Annotated in this window: 17 protein-coding genes; 6 read left to right on the forward strand and 11 right to left on the reverse strand. The window is 37.6% G+C overall.

Annotated features, from left to right (window positions below; all coding sequences use genetic code 11):
- Window positions 1-15: 15 nt before the first annotated feature.
- The 10 genes from ACK1I8_RS01800 to ACK1I8_RS01845 form a co-directional block, all read right to left on the reverse strand.
- Window positions 16-1,134, reverse strand: a complete 1,119-nt coding sequence (locus ACK1I8_RS01800) for a DegT/DnrJ/EryC1/StrS family aminotransferase (RefSeq protein ID WP_412467661.1) — start codon at window positions 1,132-1,134, stop codon at window positions 16-18.
- A complete protein-coding gene (locus ACK1I8_RS01805; protein WP_412467662.1) occupies window positions 1,131-1,886 on the reverse strand; it encodes a class I SAM-dependent DNA methyltransferase in 756 nt (251 codons plus the stop codon). Before ACK1I8_RS01805 ends, ACK1I8_RS01800 begins: the two co-directional genes overlap by 4 nt.
- Complete coding sequence (locus tag ACK1I8_RS01810) at window positions 1,870-2,319, reverse strand: hypothetical protein (RefSeq protein WP_412467663.1); 450 nt, start codon at window positions 2,317-2,319, stop codon at window positions 1,870-1,872. Before ACK1I8_RS01810 ends, ACK1I8_RS01805 begins: the two co-directional genes overlap by 17 nt.
- A gap of 3 nt (window positions 2,320-2,322) precedes the next feature.
- Complete coding sequence (locus ACK1I8_RS01815; RefSeq protein ID WP_412467664.1) at window positions 2,323-3,570, reverse strand: polysaccharide ABC transporter ATP-binding protein; 1,248 nt, start codon at window positions 3,568-3,570, stop codon at window positions 2,323-2,325.
- 49 nt (window positions 3,571-3,619) lie between these two features.
- Complete coding sequence (locus tag ACK1I8_RS01820) at window positions 3,620-4,474, reverse strand: ABC transporter permease (protein ID WP_412467665.1); 855 nt, start codon at window positions 4,472-4,474, stop codon at window positions 3,620-3,622.
- A gap of 89 nt (window positions 4,475-4,563) precedes the next feature.
- Window positions 4,564-5,706: a glycosyltransferase family 4 protein gene (locus ACK1I8_RS01825; protein WP_412467666.1), complete on the reverse strand. Its 1,143-nt coding sequence runs from the start codon at window positions 5,704-5,706 to the stop codon at window positions 4,564-4,566.
- Window positions 5,696-7,483 (reverse strand): asparagine synthase (glutamine-hydrolyzing), encoded by a 1,788-nt coding sequence (gene asnB / locus ACK1I8_RS01830; protein ID WP_412467667.1) that lies wholly within the window; start codon window positions 7,481-7,483, stop codon window positions 5,696-5,698. Before asnB ends, ACK1I8_RS01825 begins: the two co-directional genes overlap by 11 nt.
- A 181-nt stretch (window positions 7,484-7,664) precedes the next feature.
- Window positions 7,665-8,168, reverse strand: coding sequence for a UpxY family transcription antiterminator (locus tag ACK1I8_RS01835; protein WP_412467668.1), 504 nt, complete (start codon window positions 8,166-8,168; stop codon window positions 7,665-7,667).
- Between the two features lie 73 nt (window positions 8,169-8,241).
- A complete protein-coding gene (locus ACK1I8_RS01840) occupies window positions 8,242-10,650 on the reverse strand; it encodes a GumC family protein (RefSeq protein ID WP_412467669.1) in 2,409 nt (802 codons plus the stop codon).
- Window positions 10,650-11,465 carry a polysaccharide biosynthesis/export family protein gene (locus ACK1I8_RS01845; protein WP_412467670.1) on the reverse strand — a complete coding sequence of 272 codons (816 nt, stop codon included), beginning with the start codon at window positions 11,463-11,465 and terminating at the stop codon, window positions 10,650-10,652. Before ACK1I8_RS01845 ends, ACK1I8_RS01840 begins: the two co-directional genes overlap by 1 nt.
- Before the next feature lie 1,343 nt (window positions 11,466-12,808).
- On the opposite strand from ACK1I8_RS01845, the gene ACK1I8_RS01850 reads away from it, so the two are divergent.
- The 6 genes from ACK1I8_RS01850 (at window position 12,809) to gap (ending at window position 18,462) form a co-directional block, all read left to right on the forward strand.
- The gene (locus tag ACK1I8_RS01850; protein ID WP_412467671.1) at window positions 12,809-13,381 is read left to right on the forward strand and encodes a hypothetical protein; all 573 of its coding nucleotides are present in this window, start codon (window positions 12,809-12,811) and stop codon (window positions 13,379-13,381) included.
- 841 nt (window positions 13,382-14,222) lie between these two features.
- On the forward strand, window positions 14,223-14,669 hold the full coding sequence (locus ACK1I8_RS01855) for a hypothetical protein (protein ID WP_412467672.1): 447 nt from the start codon (window positions 14,223-14,225) through the stop codon (window positions 14,667-14,669).
- A gap of 275 nt (window positions 14,670-14,944) precedes the next feature.
- Entirely contained in the window at window positions 14,945-15,283 is a 339-nt protein-coding gene (locus tag ACK1I8_RS01860) for a hypothetical protein (protein WP_412467673.1), read from the forward strand.
- A gap of 116 nt (window positions 15,284-15,399) precedes the next feature.
- On the forward strand, window positions 15,400-16,140 hold the full coding sequence (locus ACK1I8_RS01865) for a glycosyltransferase family 2 protein (RefSeq protein WP_412467674.1): 741 nt from the start codon (window positions 15,400-15,402) through the stop codon (window positions 16,138-16,140).
- A 109-nt stretch (window positions 16,141-16,249) separates the two neighbouring features.
- Window positions 16,250-17,362: an MraY family glycosyltransferase gene (locus ACK1I8_RS01870; protein ID WP_412467675.1), complete on the forward strand. Its 1,113-nt coding sequence runs from the start codon at window positions 16,250-16,252 to the stop codon at window positions 17,360-17,362.
- A gap of 104 nt (window positions 17,363-17,466) precedes the next feature.
- Window positions 17,467-18,462: a type I glyceraldehyde-3-phosphate dehydrogenase gene (gene gap / locus ACK1I8_RS01875; RefSeq protein WP_412467676.1), complete on the forward strand. Its 996-nt coding sequence runs from the start codon at window positions 17,467-17,469 to the stop codon at window positions 18,460-18,462.
- A 1-nt stretch (window position 18,463) separates the two neighbouring features.
- On the opposite strand, the gene ACK1I8_RS01880 is transcribed toward gap, so the two are convergent.
- Window positions 18,464-18,853 (reverse strand): hypothetical protein, encoded by a 390-nt coding sequence (locus tag ACK1I8_RS01880; protein WP_412467677.1) that lies wholly within the window; start codon window positions 18,851-18,853, stop codon window positions 18,464-18,466.
- Window positions 18,854-18,950 lie beyond the last annotated feature (97 nt).

Below are 18,950 nucleotides of genomic sequence, written 5' to 3' on the forward strand. Positions count from 1 at the left end.
AAAAATCAAGGGAGTTTAAATCAAATCTGATTTTATACATGAAATCACCTCAAGTTGCTGGTTTTGCTTTAGCCCAAGTCCACTAGGCAGATAAAATCCATTTCTGGCCAGTTTTTCAGCTATTGGATATCTCTCATCTTTAAATAACCCCATTTTTTGAAATACAGGTTGCTCATGCATACACCAGAAGAAGGGACGTGTACCAATCTTACTTTCGCTTAAATGGGATACCATTTTTTCTTTTTCTTCTATTGTTGGTGCTATAATTCCAAAAACCCAATAAATATTTTCGCTGAAACTCGTTTTTTCAATGGGTAACTGGTAACCTTTATCTTTTAAAAATGAAAGGCCTGTCTGATAAGCTATACCCATGTCTCTTTTCTTTTCAATAAAGCCGTCTATTTGCTCCAGTTGTGCAAGGCCTAGTGCCGCCTGTAGGTTGGTCATTCGGTAATTCCATCCAATTTCGTGGTGAATGAAACGTGGACCATTAGGCTCGAAACATAAATTTCTTAGCTTTTTGCAACGTTGGGCAAGTGCTTCATCATTGGTCATAATCATCCCACCTTCTCCCGTAGTAATGTGCTTATTCGGGTAAAAACTAAAAATGCTGATGTCGCCAAAACTACCGCACATTTTACCTTTATAGGTTTGGCCATGCATTTCTGCGGCATCTTCAATTATTTTGAGGTTATGTTTTTTAGCGATTTCAATTACCGGATCCATATCTACTGGTAATCCATAGATATGTACCACTAAAATCGCTCTGGTTCTGGAAGTTATTTTAGCGTCGATCTGTGTTACATCCATATTCCAGGTTAAGGGGTCGCTATCTACCAATACGGGCAACGCACCAGCAGTAACCACAGATTGGACTGGAGAGATAATTGTGAAAGTAGGCATAATAACTTCGTCGCCAGGACCGATGTTCAAAGCTTTAATTGCAATATCCAATGCGGCAGAACCGTTACTCACGGCTATGCCATGATCACGACCGATGTAAGCGCTGAATTGCTTTTCGAATTTACTGATAAAGGGTCCTTCACTACTAATCCAGCCCGTTTCAATACATTCGGTTAAATATTTTAATTCATTGCCGTTAAGTAGGGGCGTATTAACAGGGATTGGATTCATGATAGCTTTCTTAAAATGTAACATACGCCCCAGGTTTCTGCAGAAGGTATGGCTTTGCCTAAGAACTCCTCGTTATGAATTACTTCAAATCCGGTGGCATAAGCTAATAATTCGACTTCTGGTTTAGAAAAATGGCGCATAGGATGTGATTCTTTAATATGAAACGTTGTGCCATCTTTTAATTCCTTCACCTCTATTGTGTAATTTACCTCCACTATATTCTGTTCGGTATTAATAATAGGATTTGCATGCCTGGTAATCTGAATAACTTCGTTTTGAAGTGTTTTGGTACGCTGTTCCGGTACCAGAAAATTTACTGCTGTACTATGCCAAACATCAAAAATGAAAAGCCCGTTTTCATTTAAATGATGATGAACGTTCTTAAATGTATTAATTAAGCTTTGGTTATCGGTAAGATAGCTGATCACATGGAAAAGCGATAAAGCTACATCAAAAGATTGATCTATCTGAAATTCAGTAATATCTGCTACTTTAAAATCGACGTTTTTCAACTTGTTTTTATTGGCAATTGCAACCATTTCGGCACTGCGCTCCAAACCCAGGATATCATAGTTTTTCTCAGCCAGCAAATTAGCATGTTTGCCTGTTCCAGATCCTAGTTCCAATATGCGCTTACTTTCAGGGCGATACTGATTAATTAATTGCTCGATGTAGCGAACTTCGGCGGGATAATCTTTATCACTGTATAAAAGATCATAATATTGACTATACAACTTAAAATTCTGGTTCATTTTTTTTTGAAATAAGGTTTATTTTTTCAGGTGCGTGGTCAAATCTAACCTTATCCTCATCGCCACAATAGGGGCCTTGTTTAATTTCGATCATCTCGGTATTCTCCAGCATTTCGAAACCATGTCCGCCTGAGGCCAATAAGATTACATCGCCGGTTTCTACAATCCGGCTTTCTAAATAATCTTGCTCATCATTATAAAAATCTACTCTTACTTTTCCCGATTTGATGTATAGAACCTCTTGAGTTAAGGTAACTTTTCTTTCGACCAAATTGTGAACATGTGGATCAATAATATATCCCTGGGGCCTGTTCATATAGCCTAATTGTTGAGAAAAATCACCTGGTGTAAAGAAAGAAATTCCTTCTTTTTTATAGTTGGCTCGAATAATAATTGCCAACTGTTTTTGTTGATACACTACCTCTTCGATCATAAACTATTCACTGGTAATTAATTTCGATTCTGCCACCATATAGCCGGTTCTTGGGCTATATGGAAAAGTTCTATCGGGCATAGGGGCATCCATAATTTCAAAATGGAGCACGTCATCCACCCAATCATAACCTTCGGCCTCACTCGCGCCAAGCCATGCATAAATTGAGTAGTGGCCGGGGATAAAGCCGTTTAATATGATTTCGCAGCTGTGCGAAGTTTCGTTTCCACTAAATGTGATAAATGGAGTCAGGTTAGGAATAGCTTCCATGAGTGTTCCTCCCATACTTCCTTTAATACCAAATACTGCAAATGCGTTTGGATGTTTGATGACTGAATTGGTCTTAAATTCAATGACCAGTTTTAGATTGGGCTGGTTTCCGGAGACCTTGCATTTCAGGAAAGTAAAATGTGGGCTGTTAAGTTTTCGCGTATTTTCCCAACTTTCTATAGTATTTAGGTTATTGCTTTGATAGTGTCTGACGGCTGAGCTCGAGTCACCTACAAAATCAAGTTGCCCATGTTTTAGCATAATTCCATTTTTACAAAGATTGGTAACTGCCTCCATATTATGGCTTACAAACAATACCGTCCTGCCTTCTCCCTTACTCACTTCGCCCATTTTGCCCAAACATTTTTTCTGAAATTCTGCATCGCCAACAGCTAAAACCTCATCTACAATCAGTATTTCGCTTTCCAGATGTGCAGCAACAGCAAATGCTAAACGAACGTACATTCCAGAGCTATATCTTTTTACTGGCGTATCCAGATATCTTTCTATTCCGGCAAAATCTACAATTTCATCCAGTTTGCGCTGGATTTCTTTTTTGCGCATGCCCAAAATGGCTCCATTTAAAAAGATGTTTTCGCGGCCGCTTAACTCGGGATGGAAGCCTGTACCTACTTCTAACAAACTGGCAATGCGGCCACGGCCAGATATCTTACCGGTGGTAGGCGCGGTAACCTTACTGAGTATTTTAAGCAAAGTGCTTTTGCCGGCCCCATTTCTGCCGATAATACCAACCGCATCTCCTTGTTCGATTTCAAAATTGATATCTTTTAAGCTCCATACTACATCGCTTTCACTTTTGGTATTTTGATCATTGCTTTCACCAATGCGCAAGAAAGGATCTTCTTTTCCCCTGATGCGTGCATACCATCGTTCCAGATCGCGACTGATGGTGCCGGTTCCGATTTGCCCAAGTTGATAGGCTTTACTTAAATTTTCTACTTTAATGGCAATGTCTGACATTTAAATATATTCAGATTATATGGGGTGGGAAACAAACATATGCAGTAACTTATACTGTATCTACAAAATTCCGTTCTACTTTGTTAAAAACGACCGTACCGAGCAACAATAATGTCAGGGTAATAATTGTGGCGTAGCCTAAGCTAAACCAGCTAAAACTTCCTTCACCCAGAAAACCATAGCGGAATGTTTCGATAATCGGCGTCATGGGATTATATTGAATAATCCATGCATATGCAGGATATTTTTTAATCGCTTCCGAGAGTGGGTAAATTACCGTCGTTGCATACATCAGTAACTGGACACCAAAACTGATGAGAAAAGCCAGATCCCTGTATTTGGTGGTCATCGCAGAGATGATCATTCCTGCACCTAAGCCCAATAAGGCCATTAATACAACAATAAGAGGGAAGAGGCAAATGGCCCAGCTCATTCCAAAATTAGCACCAGAGAAATAATAATAGGCCATTAAAATCAGAAATAAGGCCATCTGTACGCCAAAACGTACCAAATTGCTTACCACAATACTGAGTGGCATAATTAATCTGGGGAAATATACCTTTCCAAAAATGGCTGCATTATCTTTAAAAACTGATGAGGTTTTAGTTAAACAATCTGCAAAGTAGTTCCAGGCGGTGATGCCAGCCATATAAAATAAAGGCTTCGGTAAACTATCCGTTGAGATGCCCGCCAAATTGCCAAAAATGAAGGTGAAAATGATGGTGGTAAACAAGGGTTGAATAAAAAACCAAAGCGGACCTAAAATGGTCTGTTTGTAGAATGAAACAAAATCTCTTCTGACCAATAGCACCAGCAGGTCGCGGTAGGCCCAAACTTCAGTTAGCTTCAGATCAAATAAAGAGGAATTTGCCTCAATGGTCCACTCGTGCTCTTCTTTAACCATAATATCGCCGTGATGATTTCTTTTTTGTTGTTTTCATGACTTTGTTTCTTTACCTGGTTCTCAAAACGCTAACCACACCATTAGTCAAATTAAATCTGATTGGAACTGATTTGTTCATTAAGCAGCAGGGTTCGGATGGAGTTTAAGTACTGTTTATATCCAAATGCTTGCATACATTCTTCCTGAAGATTTTTTTTCTCTTTATTGGTCTGGTCATGTTTTAGTAACAGAGATATACCATTTAGTATATCTTCCTGATCATCAGGATCAACTAATAAACCAAGCGACCCATTTTTAAGCGCATCTGCACTGCCATCTTTATTCCCCGCGATTACCCTGAGGCCACTGGCCATGGCTTCGATAAATACAATTCCAAATCCTTCTTTTTTACTCGGGAGGATAAAAATGTCAGACAGTAAAAAGTGTTCGGTAAGTTCAGCCTCATCAATAAAACCAATCAGCCTGATGTGTTTCTGAAGGTGGTTTACACCAATTAAATCATCTAAACGTTTCTTTTCTACAGCATCCCATTTGCCACCCAAAAGGTAAACCAGGTTCGGGTATTTCTCCAATAGTTGAGGCAGCAGTTCGATGGTATGGTCGTATCCTTTGTACTTTTCTGAAGAAGACAACCGGGATAGGGAGAATAACACGGTATTATCATGATTTAAATGATAGCGGTCCAATAAAATCTGTGGTTTATCAAAATGCCTGGGCAGATAGTAAAAAGGATCGAGGCAATTATTTAATACCTCAAGCCGAGATGCGGGAATTTGATGCATTTCCATAATCTTATTTGCTGTGAAATGGCTTACACAAATAATTTTATCCAACTGATTTAACATCCTAAGTTTGCTATCTGAAAGCTTTTTCCAGATTTCTATCCCATGGGCCAATAAATAGATTTTTTTATGAGGATGTATTTTTTTAATGAAATAGACAATATTGATCAGATGGATATGGCTTAATAAAATTACATCTGCTTTTAACCCACTTAAAAAAGATTGTATTACGAATCGTTCTCTGTTGCCATTAAAACCATGGAATTGATTTTTGCTCAGATACCTCGAATCGCGGTCTGTATTTTTATCATACATGGAATAGACTGTCGACTGAAGAAGCTCTTCTTCACTCAAATCGTACAGTACACGGCACAAGCTTCTGCAAACCTTCTCGATGCCACCGGTAAGACTAAAAGTTTTAAGCGTTAAAAATAACACCTTAATTGGCATGATATATTCTATATAAGGCTAAGGCTGAACTCCAGTGCAATTTGTTTTGTCCAAAGAGTTGTATGAGCGATTTTGCCCTTTTATTTGCATATTGGGATGGATCGGCAATCTCGCGGCTTTTTCTCATCCATTCCTGAAAGGGAAAGGTAAATCCCATCTTAGATCTTTTCCATGTTTCTACCGGAAGATCCTCTTTATAGGCCTCAACAAGGAGTTTTTTTTTCTGTTCGTAATCAAATTTAATTTCTGTTGAGATGGAGTGAACTAGGTCAACAAAATTACGGTCCAGAAATGGAACCCTTACTTCAACGCCATGGCTCATGCCCATGAAATCGGTATCCTTTAATAACTGATTTTGCATGTACATGTTAAACTCAAACCAGCTTGCCCGGGTTTCATTACTGATTTTTTTGATACCATGGTGGAGGGGGATCTCTTCAAGGCAGTCGATAACTGTTTTCATATCAATGTCCAGTAATTCGGCAATTACATCGGGAGAATAAACCCCTCTCAAGCACAGATATTCGCCAATAGGAGAATTTAAACTGAGGTAGTATAATCGTTTAAACCTGATCTGATTAAAGAAGCGCATACTTCGTAAAACACTTTTACTCAGCCCATTCAGATTTTGTATTTTATATATCCGGTCAAATGAAGGGTAGCCCCCGAAAAGTTCATCGGCACCTAAACCGGAAAGCACTACTTTTATTCCATGTGCTTTTGCTGTTTTACATACAAACCAGGTATTAATCCCATCATTTGTAGGCTGGTCCATGCTGGCTAAAACAGTTTCGAAATTTTGTACAAAATCGCGATAGGTAATCAGCTGTTCAATGTTTTGAATATGGATGTTCTGGAGCAGGTTGTTCCGTTGTTTTTTTTCAGAAAAATCTATTTCGTTAAAATTGGCCGAAATACTTGATAAGCGATTGTGATTATATTGACTGGCCAATATGGTAATGATACTCGAATCAATACCGCCACTGAATAATACACCTATATCAACATCAGCAATCATTTGTTGTTTGATCGAATAACCAAGCTGTTCGCGGATTCTTGCTATAGCCAGGTTTTCATTGGTGATATAAGCTTTGTTTTCAAACTCATGGTAAGATTGAATAAAATGCTCCCTGCTTCTGATATGATATTTCAGAAAACAGCCTTTACCTAAGGTATATACATTTTCAAGGGTGGTGTAAGGTTCCGGAATATGCCCAAAAGCAAGATAATAGATCCGCCAATAATCATTTTCCTGAAAGATGTCAGCCTGCCTGAAAGCTTTTACTTCTGATGCAAAAGTTAATGTTTCATGATTAAAATGATAATAAAGTGGCTTTACTCCGTTTTGATCGCGAACCAGGTAAATACATTGTTCTCTTTTATCAAAAATGCAAAACGCAAAAATACCACCAAATTTTCCGAAGGCTGCTTCTCCCCAGTGCTGGTACGCGTAAAGAATTACTTCTGTATCTGTTTGTGTTTTAAATATATAACCTAAATTGATTAATTCGCTTCTAATCTGCAGATAATTATAAATTTCTCCATTGTAGGTAATCACCAGGTCTTCTTTATGGCTTAACATTGGCTGATGCCCGGCTGAACTCAGATCTAAAATGGCCAATCTGCGGTTACCTAAACATAGGCGCATGTTTTCGACAGCATAAATGCCATAGTCATCAGGTCCCCCGTGTTGCATACTATCGCACATGGCTTTTACCTGTTGATTAACTTCTGCGAACGGTTTTTTACTATTGATGATGCCTGCTATGCGACACATTCTTTTATCTTAAATTTAGGCTGTTTATTCTGCACCGGATACAGCTTCGCCTCCTCAGTCACATTATTTTTTTAAAAATGACCGATTAATTTGTTATTTCTCCATAAGCTGAAGCCTTATACACCAGCATTTATGTGCCGCCAAGGCATTGTTTGCCATCTTCCCTCTTACATTTGCCATCCTAAATAGGCTCTATAAAAGCTATTGACGTATTAATGTTGATCGAATAGCCCATATCTTCTAAACGTAAAATAATACGTTGCTTATTATGTACAGATACCAATTCTGCCTTAATTCCTTTAAAAGGTCCCGCCTTAATTATCACGCTCTCCCCTGGTTTAATATCATAATCTATAACTTCCAGATCGGCATCTGTAGCGAGCAAGAGCTTAAGGTTGAGGATTTGTTGATCGGGAATAGAAGCGACCCGGTTAGAGAAATAAATAAACCTGGCTACACCATTGGTCATCAAAACTTCTGCATACTCTCTCGCCGAAATATACGCAAATAGATAAGATTTAATCAAGGGCTCTTCAACGATTTTTTTACGGTCGCTCCATTGTTTAACTGCCTTTTTAAGGGGTAAATAAGTCTGGATGCCCTTTCTGTTCAGTTCTTCATTAGCCTTTTTTTCTGCCCTTGAGTGTGTATAAACCGGATACCATCTATAATTTTGATCTATCATTTGGCTTAACCTTATCCTGAATCTTTTTGTTTTGTGCTTTTGTAGCTGTAAAATGTTCTACAATATTTGACATCTACTCTTTTTTCTTCCAAAATTCCCACCAATTTTTCTCATCATTATAATAGCCGCTTTTTCCGTATCCAGTATAGTTGGAATAATAGTATGTTCCGCTATTGCTATGTGCATAGTTGGTGGTATAAATATTTGCATGTAATTTTTCATCACCAAATGAATTCAGGATAATGGCAATATTGCTGAGGCCGTATTCTTTTGATAAGCGATCGGGAATGGTGGCTGCCCTGAATTTGGAAACTCCTGAACGGATAATGAAAAGATTGATGTCAGCCTTTCTAATCAGTGGTATAGAATCTGAAACCAGGCCAACTGGTGCAGTATCGATAATAATATACTCGTAACTTTCCCTCAGTGTGGTGATCAGTGTTGTCATAGATTTGTGGTGGAGCAGTTCTGATGGATTTGGAGGTACCGGGCCAGAGGTAATATAATCGATATTGTGCCGTTCATCCTTAAATATAATATCAGATAAATCAGCCTGTCTTGACAGATAATTACTTAAACCTATACGATTGTCGGAACCAAAGGCATGGTGGAGTTTCGATTTCCGCAGATCTGCAGCAATTAAAATCACCTTTTTATCGATAATAGATAATGTACCAGCCAGATTTAAGCTCACAAAAGATTTTCCTTCTCCTGAAACTTCAGAAGTAATGCAAATTACCTTAGTATCCTGATCGCTGGCCATAAAACTCAGGTTTGTCCTTACAGATCTGACCGATTCGGCAAATATAGATTTAGGGCGTTCTATTGATAAAACACTTTCGCCTGGTTGCACTTTTTTAGGATATTTTAAAATTATCCCTATAATAGGTGTTGCTGTTAAGCCTTCTATTGTTTCAATATCATATAGATAAGGATTTAATATTCTGACCAATAGGATTAAACCAAGCCCGGTAAATAAGCCCATAAAGAGGTATGAAGAATAAATTTTCCTTGGCACAGGAGAAATGGGAAAAAACGAAGGCTGTGCAACGCTGATGATGGTAGCACCTGAAACCACGGCTGCGGCGCTAATCTGCGCAGATAGTTTTCTTTCAAACAGCATCGAAAACATGCGTTGGTTGATGTCGAAATTACTCTGTAGTTTGGCAAAATCGTTCTGTTTGGCCGGAATGCTGCTCAAGGCGTTACTGGCTTGTCCAATTTGCCCCCTTAGGTAGCTAATGGTTTTTTGATTTCGCTCATGTAACAAACGGATATTGGTTGCAATGGCCTGTTTTACTTCATTAATCTGGCGGTTAATATCCTGGACGGGCTGGGCATCGGCATTAAAATTCTGTAATTTATTTTCCCTGTTGATAATGAGTCCGTTGAGTTGTGTAATTAAACCGGTGAGCAGTGTATTGTTTGTACCTTCTAAATTTAGGTTAAGTTGTATCCGGTCCTTGTTATTTTTAACCTGGTTTTCTAACTGTTGGATGCCAAGTTCCTGCAGTTGCAATTCCGCAACCTGGTTTTGTAAATTGCTCAGTTTAGAACTTCCCAATTGTTTATCGGTATTGGGATCGATGATTTTATTATCACTTTGAAAACTAGAGAGCTTATTCCCCGCCTTATGCACCTGTGCATCTAAAAAATCAATCTGGCTATCCAGATAATCTATGGTTTGTTTGGCCGATCGTTTTTTTAGTGTAGCGTCATTCTTAACATATTGTTTAATTATTTCGTTGAGTATATTAGCAGAAAAAACCGGATTGCTATCGGTGTGGCTAACGCCCATAATATTGGTGTTTTTCTCCTGTTCAAATACATTTAACCCACCAGCAGCCCTGCCATACAAATCTCTGATCCCATTAAATTTGAAACTGTACTTTGCGTCGGCAGGGATTTCGGTTTTAATGGCAAATACCATATTTCCGGCATTAATTGCTTGCCCATAACGGTATTTTGTTACACTTTTTTTGTTATCATCGCTACTTGATAGCTCGAAGATTGTGCGGTCTACAGGTTTAACAAAATAGGTAGCCCTGCTAAAATTAACAGAATCTTGAGTAAGAATATCAATCTGAAAAGGCTGTTTTGGATAAAGTTCGGTTTCACGTATCCTGCCTTCCAAAAAGTAACTGATTTTATAATCCAGGTTTTTCAACGCATTTAAAATAACATCTTCCGAACGCATGATAATGCCCTCGGTTTGGATCTTGTTTTGATTAAAAGGATTATAATTTACTGGTGAGCCAGGAAGCGAGCTTATTTGTTGCTGTTGGTCGTCATCTAACTTTAGCGAAGCAGAAGTGATATAGATAGGAGTGATACTCCGTATATATAACCATGCTAGTACAAAACTGATCAATACCGTTCCGGCTACCCAATACCACCTGCTTAAAAAAATCAATACGATTTTCCAGTAGTTGATGGTCTGGCTGGCTAACTTTCTGTTTTCGGTTGGTGTTGTTTGATTCATTAGCGGGTTAGTGTAAAGATTAAAACAGCCAGGTTAACTACCACGAGCAAAGGTTGTATGATATTGTTCACACTTGTTAACTTTTCGCTTAATGCCGAACTCTTGGTTTGTTGGAGTACAATAATATCATTGTTCTGAAGAACCAATTTTTTGCTGGCTAAGCTGTTAATGTCGTTTAAATTGACATAAATAATTTCCGGGCGGCTTCTATCACCACGGATAATTTTAAGGGTTTTAGGATCTGCTGTTTTGCTTATTCCGCCGGCTTCGCCAATAATATCAATTAAAGTTGCATTTTCCCGTTCCAGTAAAAAGTTTCCTTGTTTGCTAAATTCTCCCAATAAAGTAACCTTTAAATTTACGACACTGAGTTCTATAATAGGATCGCGGAGTAATTTTTTGGCATATAAATCCTGTATTTTAATGGCAGCTTCCCGTCTGCTAAGGCCCGATACCTCCACTTTTCCGATAGCAGGAAGGTTTACTGTCCCGTCTACGTCTACCAGATAAGAAAGCGTATTATTAATAGATCCACTTGCTGTTTGGTTACCAATTGCATTGCCGTTGGCGGCTGCAGTTGCGCCAAATTCCTTGTTTTGCAGGTTTCGGACAGCCAATTGGTCATTCACTTTTATTTTATAATAGGCATCACTAATGCCCTGGTCATTTACTACATACACCTGTTTAATGGTATCGGTAACGATGTCGCTGGGAGCGTTAAACAGACTATGCTCTTTCCTGGCAGCACAACTGGCAAGTAATATGCATACAGATAATAAACAAAGAAATTTAAAAGTTGTCTTTTTTGGGATCATAGTCTTAATCAGCATGTAGATAGAAGATCGGGGCACAAATACAAAAGTATACGTTAAAGATGCTTAAAAAAAATTAATTTAGAATTCAAGCCTTTTTATTACATATTAAAGCATGAGCAAAATGTCTGATTGGCTTCATTCGGTAGTCTCCCTCATCGACAATATCTTTCCCTTCTTAAATTTTCAATTTTAAAATTGATTAAATAAATGTAATCGAATTTATAGAAGTTTTTTAGATTGATATAGATTAATCAAAAAGTTTTACGCTTTTAGGTGGATTTTTTCTACAGGATAATAGAAATATGCCAATATCATATCAATCAATGCAAATGTTGCAGAAACCTGTCATTATTCCATCAATTGGTTGATATATCCTAACTAAATAATCACCATGAACTTGATAGACAGCGTCTATTCAGATACCTATTGATTTTAACTATGTAAAATCAGAAGCTCCTTATTTGTCTTTTTAAAAGGAAAAGAATTAAAGCAACTGAGGAAAATAACAACAAGCCAATATGATCATCTAACGGACAATTTACGGTAAAATTCTCATAAGATGGGTTATGGACTGAAGATGCATAACTAGTCTTATCTAGATCGCAACCAATTTGAACCGTTCCGGAACCACTTGGGCTGGGACCGGAAAAAACGTTTCCACCACTGATGCACGATTGTGGAACGGAATAGCTAGAACTGAAGATATAGCGATACTCGTTTACATTATTGGCATTATTCGGATCGTATACATAAACATTACGCAAATACTGAGTGTACATTCTCGATCCAACTAAACAGCCTTTCGGGGGAGGAGGCACAGAAGAGACTGGTATAGAAGCAAAAGCATTAGCAGTGCAAAAAAAAGATAAAAATAAGGGTATAACAGCTAGATTGAAAAGTATACGCATCTGAAACTAATAATAGGTGTACGGCTAAATAATATTACAGACAAAGCTAAAATTAAAAATGAAATTTTTTCTCTACACTGATGAAAGATTTTTTGATCCGGATCAATGATATTAGTTATTCCATTCTATTTTATGCTCATCCGACTTATTGATTAAACAGCATTAGCTGATACGATTAATGGAGGGCTGCTTATTTTGTTTATGATATTTGTCAATAGATTGATGATAGCTCTTAAAGCGCTACATTTTTCACAATATCCCCTTTTAAACGCCCACGATCCATATTTTAAAGCAAATTGCGCTCACAAACAAATGGGTGTTTTGTTTTTTTTAATGTCTTTTTTAGAACCAGACTATTTAAGGCTGCATTTATAACTTCTAAATTTACAATATTTGTAAAATATTGTAGTATAAAAAATACTAAATATGTTTTTTATGAAGTTTTTATTATTCGTCTCTATCCTTCTTTCAGGGGCCTTTTTTAATCTAGCATTAGCTCAAATCACCGGAAGAGGCTGCAGCCTGGGAAATTCTGTAGCTACACAATTTTTAGGAACGGCAACTTATAATGGAGATCCGAATCAATCAATAAGGGTTTATAGTTCCAATTCTTCTACCATTGTACCAATAATTAACGGTAATGGTTATGCTGGCTATAGATGTGGTTATATAAATATATATTCAGCGGGTACCCGATATGTTGCTGCTTCCAATTCCAATGTACATTATAATGCAGCTCAGGAGATTACGGCAACTTACAGTGGAAGATGTGGAACAGCAGCTTCCCTTTCTGCCAATTATAATAGCAATAGTGGTGGTAGTGAATCAAATGAGGAGGTAGACTACAGATATAACGATCCCGCATATTACGCTGATGCTGATCCTAATTATCCCTGTAACGCGCCTGCTAACAATCTACCGGTAGATCAGAATATCATATTTATGCTTTTGCCGTTTGGCTGCTTAGGCTTTTGGAAAGTCAGACAGCAGTTTAATCACAAATATTAAACAAAACAAATATAGTTTTTATTTAGCATGGTGGTAAATTTCTGTACCTATAGCCGATAAATATTTTAATAGATTGGCCAACTTAAAATCCAACAGAAGCAGTTTAAATAAATGATGGCATCAAGAGCGTATTTACATGCTACTCATTTATAATTATTTAACACTTTTCATTTTAGGCAGATTACATCCGGACAATGTTATTAGAAAATCAATTGTATTTAGGTTAACGAAACTATGCCCGGCTAAGTTCTGGTATTGGAAAGGTAAGTCATTCTAAAAGGTTTTCTTCGGGCTGAGCGTTTGAATTCAAGGTAGTACTACTGTTACGTGTATGATGTCGATTGGGCATGCATTATTTTCTTATCATTTGCCAATAGTTTCATCATCTTAATCAAACAGAAATATCAGTTACCGGAATGTTGATTTATACATATTAATACCCTGAAAAAATATCATTTTAATAACCTTTATTCACACTGGTTTTTATTTCCGTTCATGTAAGATTGTACATTTCTGACATGATATAAGAGAGATTTTGTGCGACATAGCAGAATTTTGAGAGTAGGTAACAATTTTGTTGTTGACTTTAATCAAGTGTTTACAATAATCATCAACAGACGATTCCTGCCAACTTGTGCCTTTAAACAAAGCAGACCCACTTTTCTCTCGTTTTTCGCATTTTCCCGCTTGTCATTTCAACCTGAATTGACATTTTGTTCATTTTATTCCTTGTCTAAATAGGTTAATTTTGTAGTTGTAATTAGACCGCTTTTTGGTTTTTTTGAAAATTTTGATCTTTTAAATCGACGGTTCATTTAAAATATTTTATTTACTTATTCCATTGAAAAAACTAGTTTTTACATTAATTATTTTTACCTGTTCTCTTCACTTATTTGCTGGAAATCCTGGCTCCAATTATGCATGTTGGTCATATTCGAATAATAAATTCTATACAAGCTATTGGAAAGATGATATCCGCCCCGGTTGGGGTATTTTTTTATATCATTATTATAATGATGCTTCTGGTGTAATTAATGGTACATATAACAATCCTAACTGCGGTGAAATTAACCCTAATAATAGTTATGTATGGTTTCAAACATGGTCACCCTGCTTTATCAATATAAATGGCAGCATATATCAAGGTAATTTAGGGACTATAAATTATAATAATTATAATCAGTGTAATGCACCTTTAGATGACTCGATATCAATATTATTTGTGGCATCAGCAGCATTTACCTTTGTTTTTCTAAGAAAACAACAAAAACTTGCTATTTGGAATTAGTGCATTTTTAATCTTAAAATTAACAGTTATGAGAATACCAAAATTTGTATCCTCGGCTGATGAAATAGGAATACTGATTAATGGTTGAGCGGTTGTTTTTTTACTGATGCAGCTGTTAAGTTTAAAATGTAACTGGTTCAGCTTAAGATAAGACTTGAACAAAAAGAACAACGAATACACAATGGAAGCTGGCTAATTTTATATCGAAATATCGATATGAAATGAAGAGGAGTTTGCTTATCATTATATTAGTTTTTTCTTTAAGTTCTTTAACTGTGTTCGCGCAAGGAACGGCTAGTGGTTGTTTACTTCCTGATAATAAAGTTTATACTACTTACACTTCATTGGCTGGACTGAGACTTTACAGTAATTCTTCATCGGCATCACTTTCTAGTAATTATTGCAACTGGACATCTGCTTCAACTGCACCCTGTAGTGTGTGTTTCGGCACTATAAATGCTGTAGGGCTGTTATGTGTTGGAGGAACAACTGTTAATGGACGAGAAGGAGTATTCACAATGGTAGAATGCGGCCTCGACGGCCAAACCTGGCTTTTTGGTGCAGCTGCCAGTCTCTTTAGCATTTTTATTTTCAGAAAAAATAAAAAACTTTAAACCATTTCGCTAAAGCTTTCTTATAGATTATGCCCTATGTGTGCCCCCTTTATTTTTATATTTACCCTGGTTTTAGGTTTTAGATATTTAAAACGCTGCAAAATCCCGGTTTAATCATGAAAATATCCCTTATCACAGTTGTTTACAATGCAGAAACCTTTTTGCAAGAATGTTTTAATTCTGTAAAGGAACAAACATATAATGATATAGAGTATATTGTAATTGATGGAGGCTCGACAGACGGGACATTGCAGATTATCCAAAAAAACCGATCTGCTATTGATTACTTTGTTTCAGAAAAAGATAAAGGTTTATATGATGCCCTGAATAAAGGGATCCGGAATGCAACAGGAGAGGTGGTTGGGATTTTAAATGCCGATGATCTATTTGCTGACGCCCATGTGCTGGCAGCAGTAGCCAAAACCTTTATCGACCGGCCAGAAATAGATGGACTTTATGGCGACCTTAATTACATTCATCCTACCGCAAATAGCATTATCAGAACGTGGAAATCAAAACAGAATACCTATGCAGATCTTAAAAAAGGCTGGATGCCCGCTCACCCCACACTTTATCTGAAAAGATCGTTGTTTGGGGTAAATGGAGATTATTCCCTGGATTTAGGTACCGCCGCAGATTACGAATTAATCTTAAGATACTTTTTTACCCATAAGATTGTGGCGGTATATTTGCCGCTCTTAATGGTAAGCATGCGTGCAGGTGGTATAAGTAACCATTCTTTAAGGAGCAGGTTAGCTGCCTTTGTTAATGATTATAAGGCCCTTAAAAGAAATAAAATTCCTTATCCGCTTTTCGCTGTGATGAGGAAAAAGTTGAGCAAAATCAGCCAGTTTTAATCTTTATTGAGGACCTCTTCCATGTCGTTGATTTATGTCAAGTTAAAGATCTGGCAACACTGATTTTTATGGGTACATTGTTTATATTTGTTTATCAAGTCATAACGTTTTGCTTAAGAATATTCTGAATACAAACCCACACTACTTCTATACAGCCATATTTATTCTGGCCTTTTCCATTGTGGTTATCAGTATTCCAAGTATAATTTATACTTCGCTGAAATATGGTCTTTTTGATAAAAATGATCTTTACCGTAAAAGCCATAAACGGAATATATCCCGTTTAGGTGGCCTGGCTATTGTAGGTAGCTTTACGGTGAGCATCCTGCTTTTTTCAGCCATAATCAATTTTAAAGAGGCCAATTTTTTAATCGCAAGTTGTATCATCCTTTCGGCGCTTGGGCTAAAAGACGATGTTTATGGAACCAATACCAATACAAAATTTACCTTGCAAATTGTGGTAGCCTTTATTCTGGTATTTTTTGGCGCTTTTCGTTTAACAAGTTTGTACGGTGTGTTGGGCATAGGCGATATGGTGCCGCTGTGGGGAAGTCTTTTTTCGATTGCGTTGATTATTTTCTTAAATAATGCCTTTAATCTGATTGATGGCATAGATGGTTTGGCAGGTGGAATTGGCATATTAACAAGCCTTGTATTCGGTGTTTTGTTTTCATCGATGGGGGAGGTTGCTTATGCATTTATTGCCTTTGCACTTGCAGGCGCTATTGCAGGCTTTTTAAAGTACAATTGGTTTCCTGCTAAAATATTTATGGGCGATACCGGCGCACTTATTATTGGGCTTGTTTCTGCAGCACTGGCCATTAAGTTTATCGAGTCCAATAAATTTACACCAGGAAGTAGACCTGCCTTTTATTCGGCACCTGCAATAGCAGTAGCTATACTCATAGTGCCGATATTCGACTCTTTAAGGGTGTTTACCATTCGTATTTTAAAGGGGCGTTCGCCGTTTAAAGGAGACCGCAACCATATCCATCACCGTTTAGAACGATTGGGACTTAAGCCCAGCTGGATTGTACTTTCTACTGCCGGATTTAACCTTGTTATCATTGCAGCTACCATTATGCTTCAGCATTTTGGAAATTTTATGCTCATTTTTCTCATCATTGGTCTTTGTGTGGTGTTTAATACGTCACTTACCTTGATCCTGCAAAAAAAGAAAAAGCCATTAATTTCGGGTTCTATCCAAAAAGACTATAAATAGTTGCTGCGTGGCTTCTTATTATTATCATCGCATCTCCATCTTCCGGTGTCCCACTTTCATTATGGTAAATTAATACTAATTTTGCGCTCTAATTTTTTATAATCATGAGGCTGGCAATAAATGGTTTTGGTAGAATAGGAAGAACATTTTTACGCTTGGCAATGGCCGAGGGTTTTGAGGTGGTGGCTATCAACGATCTGGCAGATGCCAGAACAATGGCACATTTGTTTAAATACGATAGTGTTCATGGTATTTTTGCAGGCCATGTTTCTGCTAAGCCCGATATGCTGGCGATTGATGACCTGTCGATTCCGGTTTTTGCTATTGCATCGGCTGATGAACTTCCATGGGCGGCATTGCATGTTGATCTGGTCGTTGATTGCACAGGCAGAAACCTTACCAGACCGTCAGCCGAAAAACATATTGCTTCAGGTGCGAAACAGGTACTGATTTCTGCCCCGGCTGCCGATGATATTCCAATGGTGGTATTAGGTGTAAACGACGATCATATTGATTTAACCAGTGCGATACTTTCAAATGCAAGCTGTACAACCAATAATATTGCTCCTATGATTAAGATTTTGAACGATAATTGGGGCGTTGAAGAGGGTTATATCACAACCATCCACTCCATGACCGGCGATCAGAATCTGCATGATGCCAACCACAAAGATCTGCGTAGGGCAAGGGCGGCTTCATCTTCCATTATCCCTACTACAACGGGCGCAGCAAAAGCCATTACCCATATTTTTCCCGAATTGGAGGGCCGTTTGGGTGGCGCAGGAATCAGGGTTCCGGTTTTAAACGGATCTTTAACCGATTTTACCTGTCTGTTAAAGAAGAAAACCACTATCGAAGAAATTAATTCGGCTTTTAAATATGCTGCCGAAAATAAATTGAAAGGCCTTCTTCAGTACACCGAAGATCCCATTGTTTCTATTGATATTATTGATAACCCTCATTCCTGCATATTCGATTCGCTATTAACCTCAATTGTTGGTGATCTGGTTAAAGTAGTGGGTTGGTATGACAATGAATACGGTTACAGCAGTCGTTTAATCGATGTGGTAAAAAAAATCAATGCGCTTTCTGTAAATTAATTTATGGCTTTTGGGTTGATTTTAGTGCCCAATAAACAAGCACAGGCTGAAAAAATAAGCGTAGTAGGCGCTTAGTGTCCGTATTAAGTCCGAATGCGCTGCGTTTGTTTTTGTACTGAGCAATATTTCCGGGGAAAACGCTGACAAACAGGCCTGCGGCAATTTTGCCAATCAAAGCTTTATGTTTTTCAGGTGTTAATATTAAAGCCGTGCCCAGGGCAATTTCAACAAAACCAGAATATACAACGGTATCGTCTTTTTTCAAAGGTACCCAATCTGGTACCTGTGCCTGGAAAGGCTTGCGGGCAAAAGTTAAATGGCCAACGCCCGCAGTAATTAAACCTGCGCCAAGTAATATTCTTGCTGTAGTTTTGATGTTTTCTTTTTTCACTTGTCTATATTAAGTCTGGAATTCAATTGTTATGGGTTAAGTCCGGTAATCTAACTAAAACTCATTTGTAAATACCCCTTAACCAGATAGTTCGCTT

Origin of the sequence: Pedobacter sp. KLB.chiD, from assembly GCF_047040275.1 — a bacterium.
In the GTDB taxonomy this organism is placed as follows: Bacteria; Bacteroidota; Bacteroidia; order Sphingobacteriales; family Sphingobacteriaceae; genus Pedobacter.

What these genes read in the sequence shown, in the direction of transcription:
- asnB (WP_412467667.1), bottom strand. Translation starts at nt 7,483, where the DNA reads ATGTGTCGCATAGCAGGCATCATCAATAGTAAAAAACCGTTCGCAGAA.
- ACK1I8_RS01835 (WP_412467668.1), bottom strand. Translation starts at nt 8,168, where the DNA reads ATGATAGATCAAAATTATAGATGGTATCCGGTTTATACACACTCAAGG.
- ACK1I8_RS01840 (WP_412467669.1), bottom strand. Translation starts at nt 10,650, where the DNA reads ATGAATCAAACAACACCAACCGAAAACAGAAAGTTAGCCAGCCAGACC.
- ACK1I8_RS01800 (WP_412467661.1), bottom strand. Translation starts at nt 1,134, where the DNA reads ATGAATCCAATCCCTGTTAATACGCCCCTACTTAACGGCAATGAATTA.
- ACK1I8_RS01810 (WP_412467663.1), bottom strand. Translation starts at nt 2,319, where the DNA reads ATGATCGAAGAGGTAGTGTATCAACAAAAACAGTTGGCAATTATTATT.
- ACK1I8_RS01845 (WP_412467670.1), bottom strand. Translation starts at nt 11,465, where the DNA reads ATGATCCCAAAAAAGACAACTTTTAAATTTCTTTGTTTATTATCTGTA.
- gap (WP_412467676.1), top strand. Translation starts at nt 17,467, where the DNA reads ATGAGGCTGGCAATAAATGGTTTTGGTAGAATAGGAAGAACATTTTTA.
- ACK1I8_RS01820 (WP_412467665.1), bottom strand. Translation starts at nt 4,474, where the DNA reads ATGGTTAAAGAAGAGCACGAGTGGACCATTGAGGCAAATTCCTCTTTA.
- ACK1I8_RS01850 (WP_412467671.1), top strand. Translation starts at nt 12,809, where the DNA reads ATGAAGTTTTTATTATTCGTCTCTATCCTTCTTTCAGGGGCCTTTTTT.
- ACK1I8_RS01815 (WP_412467664.1), bottom strand. Translation starts at nt 3,570, where the DNA reads ATGTCAGACATTGCCATTAAAGTAGAAAATTTAAGTAAAGCCTATCAA.
- ACK1I8_RS01825 (WP_412467666.1), bottom strand. Translation starts at nt 5,706, where the DNA reads ATGCCAATTAAGGTGTTATTTTTAACGCTTAAAACTTTTAGTCTTACC.
- ACK1I8_RS01805 (WP_412467662.1), bottom strand. Translation starts at nt 1,886, where the DNA reads ATGAACCAGAATTTTAAGTTGTATAGTCAATATTATGATCTTTTATAC.
- ACK1I8_RS01865 (WP_412467674.1), top strand. Translation starts at nt 15,400, where the DNA reads ATGAAAATATCCCTTATCACAGTTGTTTACAATGCAGAAACCTTTTTG.